The following is an 11,945-nucleotide window of genomic DNA, read 5'->3' as shown; positions in this document are numbered from 1 at the left end:
GGCGGCACGCCTTGAAGAGCTTTTGGGCGAGAAAGTTTTGAAGCTTGATGATTGCATTGGCGATGAGGTTAAGGCAAAGATTGATGGATCTAAAGAGCGAGTGATTCTTTTAGAAAATCTACGTTTTTATAAGCAAGAAAAGAAAAATGATCCGGAATTTGCAAAAAGTCTTGCATCTTTGGCAGATGTGTACGTGAATGATGCTTTTGGAACAGCGCATCGGGCGCATGCTTCTGTTGCGGGGATTACAGAGTATTTGTCGGCTGGCGCGGGATTCCTTCTGGAAAAAGAAATTAAGTATCTTGGAGGGGTGGTGACAAATCCCGAAAGACCTTTTGTTGTTATTTTAGGTGGGGCCAAGGTTTCTGATAAAATTGTTTTGGTTGAGAATCTGCTTGAAAAAGCGGATGCGATTTTAATCGGCGGCGGAATGGCGTATACGTTTTTGAAATCTCAAGGAAAAAATGTTGGAAATTCAAAGCTTGAGGCAGATAAAGTTGAGATTGCAGGTGAGCTTTTGAAAAAGGCAAAAGAAAAAGGTGTCCGCATAGAGCTGACAAGTGATTTTTTGATTGTTGAAGGGTTTGATAAACCAGAAACACGAAAGATTGTGACAGATATTCCTGATGGCTGGGAAAGTCTTGATATCGGTCCAGAAACGATCAAGAAATTTGAAGAAGTGTTGTCGACGGCAAAGACAATTGTTTGGAACGGTCCAGTTGGTGTTTTTGAAGTTGATGAATATGCCCAAGGCACAAAAGAGATTGCGGAATATATTGCAACGCTAAAGGGTGTGACAAGTATTGTTGGCGGAGGGGATTCGGCTGCTGCGGTTAGCAAGTTTAATGTCGAAGATGCGATGACACACATTTCAACAGGTGGCGGCGCGTCGCTGGAATTTTTAGAAGGAAAAGAGTTGCCAGGCATTACAGCTTTGAAGGATAAATAGCAAGCAGTATATGGTATTTAGTATTTGGGATGTCGTAATTAGGGAATAGCGAGCAGTAAAGATGGAAGAGAAGATAAAAAGTTTTAAGGATCTTCGGATTTGGAAAAAAGGCATTGAGATAGTAGAAGATTCTTATCGGATAACAAAAGCTTTTCCTAAAGAAGAAATTTACGGACTGACTTCTCAGATTAGACGTGCGAGCGTATCGGTTCCTTCAAATATTGCAGAAGGTTTTAAAAGGTATCATAACAAGGAGTATCGACAATTTTTGTTTATTGCTCTTGGTTCTTTGGCAGAGCTGGAAACGCAACTGATTGTAGCTGAAAAGTTAAAATATGTTAGTTTCGAAGATTTAAAAAATGTTTTTGAAAAAATGAATTACTTGGGCAAGATGATTTCTTCGCTTTTGAAGAAATTGGTTTAGTTACAAAATACAACATACTATATACTAGATACTGGATCGGAGATCATTATGAGAAAAATAATTATTGCAGGAAATTGGAAATTAAATAAAACCATTTCAGAAGCTGTTGAATTAGCCTCTGGAATCAAGAAAGAAGCTGCTGGGATTACAAATGTCGACATTGTTGTTTGTCCAGTTTTTACAGCGCTTTCAGAAGTGAAAAAAGTGGTCGCCGGCTCTAACGTTGGGCTTGGGGCGCAAGATTTGTACTGGGAAGATTCTGGTGCTTTTACAGGGGAAGTGTCTGTTCCTTTGTTAAAGGATGCTGGGTGCCAGTACGTTATTATTGGTCACTCTGAAAGGCGACAATATTTTGGCGAAACAAACGAAACGGTTAACAACAAAGTTAAAGCCGCGCTCGCCGGTGGATTGATTCCGATTGTTTGTGTTGGAGAAAATCTTGAGCAAAGAGAAGCCAATAAAGCTTTTGACGTTGTTAAAGATCACGTCGAGAATTCTCTCAAAGGGTTTAGCGCTGACGAAATGAAAAAGATTATTATTGCCTACGAACCTGTGTGGGCAATTGGAACAGGCAAGACGGCAAGTCCAGAGCAAGCGCAAGAAATACACTCGTTTATTCGTGGTCTTTTAAAAGAAATGCACAACGAGGAAGTTGCGCAAAGTGTACGTCTTCAGTACGGTGGGAGTGTTAAGCCGGACAACGCAAAGGAATTAATGGGGCAAAAAGATATTGACGGTGCGCTTGTTGGTGGCGCTGCTTTAAAAATAGATTCATTCTTAGGTATTATTAAAAATTGTTAGTTATTAAATAAAAGGGGAGTCATATGTTTACATTTCTTATTATTGTTCACGTGTTGACGTGCATTTTGCTGGCGGTTGTTGTTTTGATGCAATCAGGGCGAGGAGGAGGCCTGACGGATGGTTTTGCAGCGGCTGAATCAATGTTTGGGGCTCAAACAAATAGCGTTTTAATCAGAGCGACAACGGTTTTAGCAATTATTTTCTTGGTGACTTCGTTGAGTCTTGCTTTCTTGTCCGCGCAAAAAGATAAATCGCTTTTAATGAACGCAGGCAAGGTTCAAGAAGAGTTTGACCCAGACAAGCTTTTTGATGAAGCTTCTGAAAACGTGCAAAGAATCGAGATTAATACAAACGCAGAAAATGCGGTACCACCAAGTGAAACACAGAAATAAGAATATTTTTATTAGAACAACAGTAATAAAAAAACTACTAATATCATTAGTAGTTTTTTTATGTTCAGTTCAAGTTGCTTTGGCGCAAGACACTGTTTCTGACAAATACGGAGGGCAGCTTGTTTTTACGACGACTTCTGACCCTCGAAGTTTTAATCCGGTTGTCGCAAAAGAAAACTCGACATCGGCTGTGATTGGTTATCTTTTTGAAGGGCTCACCAAAACAGACGGGGCAACATTAGAGGTTTTGCCAAGCTTGGCAAAGAGTTGGCAGGTCAGCGACAATGGTTTGGTTTGGACTTTTTATCTTCGGGAGGATGTTCTGTGGTCTGACGGGGTTCCTTTTTCTGCCGACGATGTTGTTTTTACATTTAATGAACTGATTTATAATGATGAGATTCCAACATCGTCGCGTGATATTTTTACGATTGATGGTAAGAAATTTGAAGTTAAAAGAATTTCTGATCATGTTGTTCAATTTACTTTGCCGATGCGCTTTGCTCCATTTTTGCGTTCAATGGGCACAAGCATTATGCCTAAGCACGCACTTAAAAGTGCTGTAGACGACAAAACGTTTAGTTTTACCTGGGGCATTGACACGCCTGTTGATCAAATTATTGGCACAGGGCCGTATCTGTTAAGCCTTTATCAGCCGGGTCAGCGCGTTGTTTTAAAAGCCAATCCTCTTTATTGGGGCAAATCTAGCGAGGGTGAGCGCTTACCATTTATTCAGAGAATCATTTATCTTATTGTTCAAAATCAAGATGTTGCCCTTTTAAAATTCTTAGAGGGTGAAACAGATTCTTGCGACGTTAGGGGAACGGATTATCCGCTTTTAAAGCCCTTGGAAAAGGAAAAGAATTTTACTGTTTATGATCTGGGAGCGACCTTTGGAAGCAACTTTATTGTTTTTAATCAGAATCCAAGAGTTAATCCAAAAACGAATAAGCCTTTTGTTGATCCCATTAAATTGTCCTGGTTTCAAAATTTAGAATTTCGAAAAGCGGTTGCGCACGCCATTGATAAAAAACGCATTGTTCAAATTGTTATGAATGATCTTGGATATCCTCAATATTCGGCCATGAATCCAAGCGCGGGCATATTTTATAATCCGAATGTTTTAAAATATGATTATGATTTAGAAAAGGCAAAACAAATTTTAGCTGATGCCGGATTTGTTGATCGAAATAAAGATGGAATCCGCGAGGACAAAGACGGCAATAAGGTGGAATTTAATTTATTTACGAGCTCCAATTCTGCTGAACGGCTTCAGATTGCAGCAATTATCCGTCATGATTTAGAAAAGATTGGCTTAAAAGTTAATTTTTTAGGTTTGGAATTTAATAATTTAGTCGCAAAATTAATTGGGGCTTATGATTGGGATGCGATTTTAATTGGATTGACTGGCGGCATTGAACCTCATTTTGGAAAAAATGTCTGGGTTTCCAACGGCCAGCTTCATTTTTGGAATCCAGGACAAGAGCAGCCTCAAACGCAATGGGAAGCTCGGGTGGATGAAATCTTTAATTTAGCGGTCCAAGAGCTAGACGATAAAGCCCGAAAGCCTTTGTACGATGAATGGCAGATGATTGTTTCAAGAGAGCTTCCTTTGATTTATACAGTTTTAGGGGCAGGGATATCAGCGGTGCGAAATAAGTTTGAGAATCTAAACCCAACCGTCTATGGTGGTGTCTTTCATAATTTAGAAGAACTTTATATAAAGAAAAAATATCGATAATGCTCAAATATATTTTAAAAAGAATTTTGATTTCGATTCCGTTGTTATTCGGCATTTCTCTTTTGACATTCTTTTTGATTCAGATTACTCCTGGCAATTTTTTTGACACCTTAAAGCTAGACCCTCAAGTATCGCCGCAGACAATTGCTCATTACGAGAAATTGTTTTATCTCGACAAGTCGTTGTTTCAGCAGTATTGGCATTGGCTTAAGAATCTTTTGCATTTTAATTTGGGCTATTCATTTTATTATAATGCTCCGGTTTCTCAAATTATTTCAAGCCGACTTTTTAATACTTTCATTTTATCGCTCAGCGCGATGCTTGCCACATGGTTGATCGCGATTCCTTTGGGGATTGTGATGGCTGTTAATCGCAATCGGTTTATTGATAAATTTTTATCGATCATTTCTTTTATTAGTTTATCTGTGCCGAGTTTTTTCTTGGCGATTATTCTTCTGTATTTTGCTTCAAAGTTTGGTGGTCTTCCTTTGGGAGGAATGCAAAGTGCAGACTTTGATCAAATGAGTCTTTTGGGAAAACTCCTAGATGTTGGCCGTCATCTGGTTATTCCGACGGTTGTTATTTCGATTGGCGCGATTGCAAGTTTGCAGAGAATTATGCGGGGCAATCTTTTGGAGGTTTTGCGACAGCAATATATTTTGGCGGCCCGAGCCAAAGGCCTGCCAGAAAGTCGTGTTATCTATAAGCACGCGCTGCGCAATGCGATTAATCCGTTGATTACAATCTTAGGATATCATTTGTCAGGACTTTTAAGTGGTGCGGCATTAATCGAAATTATTTGCAGCTGGCCTGGCATTGGGTCCGTGATGCTCACGGCTGTTCGAGCGAAAGATTTATATTTGGTGATGGCTAGTATGTTGATGGGCGGAGTTTTGCTATTTTTAGGAAATCTTTTGGCAGATATTATGCTCGCATGGGTTGACCCGAGGATTCGTTATACTGATTCCTAGACGAGTATTTTAGATTAAATCTTTATTAATAGGTTGTATATGATTAAGCAAGATAAAAAAAGTTTAAGCCAGTTTCAATCCGCGATGGCGATGTTTCGACGAAATCGCTTGGCCATGGTTTGCGTTGGCATTTTAATCTTGTTGTATTTTTCAGCTGCTTTTGCTGGATTTTTGTCACCTTATTCATATGATAATGAAGATCGAAATTATTCGTACTGTCCACCGATGAAAATTCATGTTGTTAGCAATCAAGGGAGACTAACTTGGCCGTATGTTAATCAGATGACATTGTCTTTTGATCAATTTCATAAACGGGTTTACAGCGAAGATGTTTCTCAAAGTTTTCCAATTCAGTTTCTCGTCAAAGGAGATCAATATAAGATTTTAGGAATGATCCCGTCGCGCTATCATTTTTTCGGCGTCAAGAGTCCTGGACGGCTTCATCTTTGGGGCGCAGATTCTAGGGGGAGAGATCTTTTTTCGAGATTGTTGTGGGGCGGACGGATCTCGCTGTCGATCGGTATTATCGGTGTTGCGATTTCATTTTTCTTTGGCCTTTTGATTGGCGGCATTTCTGGATATTATGGCGGAAAAATTGATAATTTGATCATGCGGATGTGTGAAATGGTTATGATGATTCCTGGGTTTTATTTAATGCTGGCTTTGCGAGCAGCTTTTCCGCCGAATCTTAATTCTTTACAGGTTTACATTTTAATTGTGGTGATTTTTTCTTTTATTGGGTGGGCTTCTTTGGCGCGTGTTATTCGTGGGATGGCGATTTCTCTTAAGCAAAGAGAATATGTTTTAGCCGCAAAGGTAGCAGGTCTGTCGGATATCAAGATTATTCTAAATCATATTTTGCCTCACACGGTGTCGTATTCGATTGTAGCGATTATGCTTTCGATTCCAGGATATATTATCGGGGAGAGTGCGCTAAGTCTCTTAGGGTTAGGCATTCAGGATCCTTATGCAAGCTGGGGCAATCTTTTGTCCGAGGCTATGGGGATTATCCAAATCAGATTTGCTCCTTGGATTTTATTGCCGGGATTTTTTATTTTCTTAACAGTGATTTGTTTTAATATTATTGGTGATGCTCTAAGAGATGCGCTGGATCCAACGTTTAAGATGGAAGGCTAGATGACAAGATGAGTGAACTTTTAAGAATAGAAAATTTATCAATTGATATTAAGGGACAAGACGAAAAAAGATCGCTTGTCAGCAATCTTAGCCTAGATGTCAATGCTCTCGAAACTGTTGCCTTGGTCGGAGGTTCTGGAGGTGGAAAAACAACGATTGGGCTTGCCATTCTACAGCTTTTGTCGCCTGCGATGCAGATTACGTCAGGAAAGATTTTCTTTGATGGCAAAGATTTGTTGGAATGTAGAGAAAAGCAGATGCAAAAAATGCGCGGAAAAAAGATTGCCATGGTTTTTCAAGAACCATTAAGCGCGTTTAATCCAGTGTTTCGTATTGGAAATCAAATTGCAGAGGTGCTGCAATTTCATACGCGTTTAAATCAAAGACAAATCCGAGAAAAAGTTTTTGAGCTTTTGGATCTTGTTGAAGTTCCTGACCCGAAGCGAGTGGCTTCGTACTACCCTCATCAATTAAGCGGAGGTCTTCGCCAGCGTGCGATGATTGCGCAAGCAATTGCTGGAAACCCAGAATTGATTATTGCCGACGAACCAACAAGCAATTTGGATGTAACAATACAGGCAAGAATTCTGTCTCTTTTTAAGAAAATAAAAAATGAACTAAACATTTCCATGCTTTTGATTACACATGATTTAGGGGTTGTACGTTTTTTGGCAGAGCGCGTTTTTGTTTTAGATCAAGGGTGCATTATTGAGTCGGGTTGTGTCTCTGATGTTTTTGATTGCCCCCAGCAAGATTTTACAAAAAAATTAATGGAATTGGCTTAAAAATAATGTTGCTAGAACTACAAAATATAAAGAAATATTTTCCTCTTCAAAAAGGATTTTTGTCTGATCCAAAAAGATGCGTCAAGGCTGTTGATGGGTTTAGCCTTGGTTTGAGAAGAGGAGAGAGCGTGGGGCTAGTCGGAGAATCTGGATGCGGCAAGACAACCCTAGGGCGCATTGCCACAAAATTAATAGATTTTAATGAAGGCAAGGTTTTGTTTGAGACCCAAGATATTTCCAAGTTTTCTTCAAAGCAAATGCATCAATTTCGAAAAAAAGTTCAGATGGTTTTTCAAGACCCGTTTACGAGCCTTGATCCCCGCTTTACAGTGCGCCGTATTATTTTGGAAGCTATGATTTTTGATCAATCTCGTAACGCGCAAGAAAAAGAGCAGAGAATCAAAGATCTTCTTTTGGCTGTTAAGCTTCCAGCGGATATTTTGGAGCGTTTTCCTCATGAGTTTAGCGGCGGGGAGCGTCAGCGTATTGCGATTGCTAGGGCGCTTGGTGCGAACCCTGAGCTTCTTATCTTGGATGAGGCAGTATCTTCTTTGGATATCTTGGTTCAGGAAGAAATATTAGAGTTATTAAGAGAATTACAGAAAGAATTTAACTTAACGTATCTTTTTATCTCGCATAATTTAAAAGTTGTTAAAAAACTTTGTTCAAGGGTTGTTGTCATGTTCAAAGGCAAGGTGGTTGAGTCGGCAAGCTGTGAGCAGATTTTTTCTAACCCGCAGCATTTATATACAAAACAATTGTTGTCGGCTGCTATTTATTATAAAGTAGAGAATGATACAAAGGAAATTCTCCTTAATGAGAACATGAGCCTTGTGGAAAAGCAAAAAGATCATTTTGTTTTGGAGTAATCAATTTAGGAAAAATATGATAGAAAAGATTTTTAAGAAAATAAATTATATTCTGGGTTTTTTGAGCATTGCCGCTTTGCTCTGCCTCGTTGTTTTTCTGACAAATATTGAAATTCGTTCCTTTGACTTGTGGCTGCACTTAAAATCTGGACAATTTATTATTCAAAATGGATTTATTCCAAGTGTTGATGTTTTTTCTTGCACTGTTTTTGGTCAGCCATGGAATAATCACGAATGGTTATTCCAAATTGTTTCTTATTCGATGTTTTCTCTTTTTGGTTTTGACGGTGTTTCTTCTATGCAGTCTTTGGTTATTGGTTTTACGTTTATGTTTTTGCTTTTCTTAGGGGACATTCGAAAAAGGCAGCTAACAACGGTTTTTTTATTGCTCCTTGTGGGTTTGTCTTATCAATCCCGATTTACCATCCGTCCGGATATTTTTAGTCTTTTGTTTCTCACGATTTATATTTATTTGTTGCAATTTCATCTTTCAAGAAAGTGGAGCATTCTTTTCTTTGCCTCGATACAAATTTTATGGGTTAATACGCATGGATTCTTTATTTTTGGTCCAGGTATTATTTTAATGTACATATGTTCTGAATTTATAAAAAGACGTACAAAACTTCCTTGGAGTTGGAATGTCACAAACCGACTAAACGATCAAGAGTATCATTTTCTAAAAGTTATTTTTCTTGTCACATTCTTAGTTTCGATTGCTAACCCGCAGCTTGTTAAGGGCCTGACATATCCTTTTGAAGTTTTGCTTCAGATGACAGGAGAGTCCAAAGTATTTTTTGGCAGCATTCAAGAGCTTGCTCGCCCACTATCATGGTCAACCTTGCTCTCGCTCGAGTATATTTACTATAAGTTATTAATTCTGATTTCATTCGTTAGTTTTGTTGTTAATTACAAGAGAGTTAATTTCTTTCATTTAATTTTATGGGCATTTTTTTTGGTGCTATCAACAAGTGCTTTAAGAAATATGGTTTATTTTTCTTTTATTGCATTTTGGGTGTCGGTTTCGAATTTTAAAAATATTTATTTTGAGCAGCTTTCTCGTGTTTTTAAGAATCGAGAAAATTTACGATACATTGGATTGATCATCCTTAAAATTGTTTTGATTATTTGGATGTTTCATTACGGTTACCAAGCATCAGAAGCTCGTTATTATGATTTTAAGAATTATGAAATGAAGAGCGCTTTTGGGGGAGTTAGTGGTCGCAACTTTCCAACACAGGCGGTCAATTTTCTCAATAAAAACAATATTAAAGGAAATTTCTTCAATGATTTTAATTCTGGCGCTTATTTGATTGGAAATTGTTTTCCGGATATCAGGGTTTTTATTGACGGACGAACAGAGCTCTATGGGCCAAAGTTTTTTAATGAATACAAAAAAATATGGGATCAAGGGGATAAGGTATTTTTTGATACTGTAGCTAAAAAATATCATTTAACTGGAGTTTTTTTGAATTCTGCATTTCACGAAATTCCCAAGAAACTTTTAAGAGAAATTTATGATGACGATCATTGGATTTTAGTTTATTTAGATTATGATGCGGTTATTTTTTTGAAAGACATCGACGAGAATAAGGATTTTATTAAGAATTTAAGATTAGATAAAAATAGTATATCTTTTTCAGAAACAAATGTTCAAGAGTTAGGACTAGTTAGAGTGTCTCCTTATCAGCAGATTAAAAGGGCGCGCGTTCTTGAAATTTTAGATTTTGATGAGCTGGCACTGAATCAAGTACAGCAAGCGCTTTTAATTGCTCCCGGTTATGGCGAGCCTTATTTTATTCGAGGCAAAATTTATTTAAAGCAGAAGAAATATAAGGAAGCATTTGAAGATTTTCGTATTGCAGCGATGATTTTGCCTGGAGATTCTGATATTCGTTATTATTTGGCTTTAGGATATGAAAATCTCGGTAATCTCAAAGAAGCGATAAAGCATTGTGAATGGTTAGTTAAAAAAGGGACGAAAAGCAACAAAGTTTTCTTAACGTTGTCTAAGATGTATGTTGAAACTGGTCGGTTTTCACAGAGCGTCAAAATCTTAAAGAAGGCTAAGGATTTTTCAGCAGAGGAGATCGCCGAGTTGTTAACCATAGGTGATTTTCTGTTGAAAGAAAATCAGATTGATTTTGCAAAAGATGTTTATGCGATTGCTTTGAAAGCTGACCCGACTTCGAGTTTAGCACAACAAAAAATGGATCAGTGCTTAAAGCAATAAATGTAAAGCTTTGATTGAGTTTTAAGTGGTAATTGTAAAAAGTTAATGTAATAATGTAGTTATACTTTAATTTTGTTATAGAAAGGTTTTCTCATGAGAGACATTCTTACTTTTATTTTGGCTGGAGGAAAAGGGGAAAGGCTTGACCCTCTAACGAGGGATCGGGCAAAACCAGCAGTTCCCTTTGGGGGCATTTATCGTATTATCGATTTTACGTTGAGTAATTGTATCAATTCAGGCTTACGGCGCATTTTTGTTTTGACGCAGTACAAATCGTTTTCACTTCAGAAGCATTTGCTGACAGGATGGGATATTTTTTCAAGCCAGTTAGGCGAGTTTATTGATGCGATTCCGCCTCAGCAGCGCGTTGGGTCTGATTGGTATCAAGGCACAGCGGATGCGATTTATCAAAATATTTATGCGATTAAAGATTATAACCCTAAAAAAGTTCTGATTTTATCAGGAGATCATATTTATCGAATGGATTATGGACGCCTTTTAAATCATCATAATACTAAAAAGGCGCATGCGACTGTTTGTTGTGTAAAAATGCCAAAAGCATTGTCTATTCATTTTGGTGTCATTGAGGTTGATCGCAATGGGTGTATTTGTGGATTTCAAGAAAAGCCAGAAGATCCAAAAACAATTCCAGACGACCCAAAACATATTTATGCATCGATGGGAATTTATTTGTTTGATCGAGAGGTTCTCTTAGAGGAGCTTAATCAGGATGCTAAGAGGGGGGATTCTCAGCATGATTTTGGAAAAAATATTATTCCGCAAATGATTAAAGAAAAGAAAAAAGTGTATGCTTATAATTTTGCAGATGAAAACGGAAAGCCGCGTTATTGGCGTGATATCGGAACGCGTGATTCTTATTATGAGGCTAATTTGGATCTTCTAAAGCATCGCCCAGATTTTGATTTATTTAGAAAAAAATGGCCTGTTCGAACGTATCATGAGCAATATCCTCCGATCAAAATACTTTCTAAATCCGGAGAAAAAGGAGCAAAGCCTGGTCTTATTATTGATTCTTTTATATCCGGTGGATGCGTTATTAAGGGTGCAGAAATTACAAGATCTGTATTGTCGCCAAATATTTGTGTTGAAAATGGAGCAAAAATAAATGATTCCATTTTGATGGGTGGTGTTATTGTTGGCAAAGACGCAAAGATAAAAAATGCGATTATTGATAAAGAAGTTGTGATTCCAAGCAAAACTGAAATCGGTTATAATCTTGATCTTGATCGTCAGCGATTTGCTGTGACAGCTTCCGGTATTGTGATTGTTCCTAAAAAAGCTTCTTTTAAATAAGATTAAGATAATATAATGAAGAAAAGGGCCGCCCCGCGTTTGTGGGTCGGCCCTTTTTCATAGATTTCAAAAAACCCGTACCACCTTCGAGGTGGACTTTTGGTTTAGCAACCAATTCAACCTACCTGTGCCCGTTAGGGTGCGAGGTTGAACATGGTTTTTGTGACATGTGTCTTGTGACATGTGCCTTGACGCACTTCTTGATAAGGATACCCCGATAAGATTCGTTTAATGAAGTCCCGATTTTTCACTTTGTGAAAAACGGGACAAATTCAACCTGCAAGCTTACATCATTTTATTCTGTAAGCTTGGGTTTCATTTGAAAGCGCTTTCCC

Annotated in this window: 11 protein-coding genes; all 11 read left to right on the top strand. The window is 38.0% G+C overall.

The annotated features are described in order from the left end of the window. A partial coding sequence (locus PHY73_06385) for a phosphoglycerate kinase (GenBank protein ID MDD3375329.1) occupies positions 1-949 on the top strand: 949 nt, incomplete at its 5' end. A gap of 61 nt (positions 950-1,010) precedes the next feature. After that, the gene (locus tag PHY73_06380; GenBank protein ID MDD3375328.1) at positions 1,011-1,373 is read left to right on the top strand and encodes a four helix bundle protein; all 363 of its coding nucleotides are present in this window, start codon (positions 1,011-1,013) and stop codon (positions 1,371-1,373) included. Positions 1,374-1,421: 48 nt separating this feature from the next. Then, positions 1,422-2,174, top strand: a complete 753-nt coding sequence (gene tpiA / locus PHY73_06375) for a triose-phosphate isomerase (GenBank protein ID MDD3375327.1) — start codon at positions 1,422-1,424, stop codon at positions 2,172-2,174. A 23-nt stretch (positions 2,175-2,197) separates the two neighbouring features. Next, positions 2,198-2,566 carry a preprotein translocase subunit SecG gene (gene secG / locus PHY73_06370; GenBank protein MDD3375326.1) on the top strand — a complete coding sequence of 123 codons (369 nt, stop codon included), beginning with the start codon at positions 2,198-2,200 and terminating at the stop codon, positions 2,564-2,566. Next, positions 2,550-4,304 carry an ABC transporter substrate-binding protein gene (locus PHY73_06365; protein ID MDD3375325.1) on the top strand — a complete coding sequence of 585 codons (1,755 nt, stop codon included), beginning with the start codon at positions 2,550-2,552 and terminating at the stop codon, positions 4,302-4,304. Before secG ends, PHY73_06365 begins: the two co-directional genes overlap by 17 nt. Further along, positions 4,304-5,275, top strand: a complete 972-nt coding sequence (locus PHY73_06360) for an ABC transporter permease (GenBank protein ID MDD3375324.1) — start codon at positions 4,304-4,306, stop codon at positions 5,273-5,275. Before PHY73_06365 ends, PHY73_06360 begins: the two co-directional genes overlap by 1 nt. A gap of 39 nt (positions 5,276-5,314) precedes the next feature. Then, entirely contained in the window at positions 5,315-6,412 is a 1,098-nt protein-coding gene (locus PHY73_06355) for an ABC transporter permease (protein MDD3375323.1), read from the top strand. Between the two features lie 8 nt (positions 6,413-6,420). Continuing rightward, positions 6,421-7,197, top strand: a complete 777-nt coding sequence (locus PHY73_06350) for an ABC transporter ATP-binding protein (protein ID MDD3375322.1) — start codon at positions 6,421-6,423, stop codon at positions 7,195-7,197. A 5-nt stretch (positions 7,198-7,202) separates the two neighbouring features. Then, positions 7,203-8,066, top strand: a complete 864-nt coding sequence (locus PHY73_06345) for an ATP-binding cassette domain-containing protein (protein ID MDD3375321.1) — start codon at positions 7,203-7,205, stop codon at positions 8,064-8,066. A 16-nt stretch (positions 8,067-8,082) separates the two neighbouring features. Next, complete coding sequence (locus PHY73_06340) at positions 8,083-10,296, top strand: hypothetical protein (GenBank protein MDD3375320.1); 2,214 nt, start codon at positions 8,083-8,085, stop codon at positions 10,294-10,296. A gap of 93 nt (positions 10,297-10,389) precedes the next feature. Then, positions 10,390-11,610 (top strand): glucose-1-phosphate adenylyltransferase, encoded by a 1,221-nt coding sequence (glgC, locus tag PHY73_06335; GenBank protein MDD3375319.1) that lies wholly within the window; start codon positions 10,390-10,392, stop codon positions 11,608-11,610. The last annotated feature ends 335 nt before the right edge of the window (positions 11,611-11,945 follow it).

The organism is Candidatus Omnitrophota bacterium (assembly GCA_028693815.1).
GTDB lineage: Bacteria > Omnitrophota > Gorgyraeia > Zapsychrales > Aceulaceae > Aceula.
Note: the sequence above shows the minus strand (reverse complement) of the source record. Positions and strands in the feature narration are given on the sequence as shown.

Bases quoted from the DNA above. Each gene is read 5' to 3' on its own strand.
- PHY73_06380 (MDD3375328.1), top strand. From the start codon at position 1,011: ATGGAAGAGAAGATAAAAAGTTTTAAGGATCTTCGGATTTGGAAAAAA.
- tpiA (MDD3375327.1), top strand. From the start codon at position 1,422: ATGAGAAAAATAATTATTGCAGGAAATTGGAAATTAAATAAAACCATT.
- secG (MDD3375326.1), top strand. From the start codon at position 2,198: ATGTTTACATTTCTTATTATTGTTCACGTGTTGACGTGCATTTTGCTG.
- PHY73_06360 (MDD3375324.1), top strand. From the start codon at position 4,304: ATGCTCAAATATATTTTAAAAAGAATTTTGATTTCGATTCCGTTGTTA.
- PHY73_06355 (MDD3375323.1), top strand. From the start codon at position 5,315: ATGATTAAGCAAGATAAAAAAAGTTTAAGCCAGTTTCAATCCGCGATG.
- PHY73_06350 (MDD3375322.1), top strand. From the start codon at position 6,421: ATGAGTGAACTTTTAAGAATAGAAAATTTATCAATTGATATTAAGGGA.
- PHY73_06345 (MDD3375321.1), top strand. From the start codon at position 7,203: ATGTTGCTAGAACTACAAAATATAAAGAAATATTTTCCTCTTCAAAAA.
- PHY73_06340 (MDD3375320.1), top strand. From the start codon at position 8,083: ATGATAGAAAAGATTTTTAAGAAAATAAATTATATTCTGGGTTTTTTG.
- glgC (MDD3375319.1), top strand. From the start codon at position 10,390: ATGAGAGACATTCTTACTTTTATTTTGGCTGGAGGAAAAGGGGAAAGG.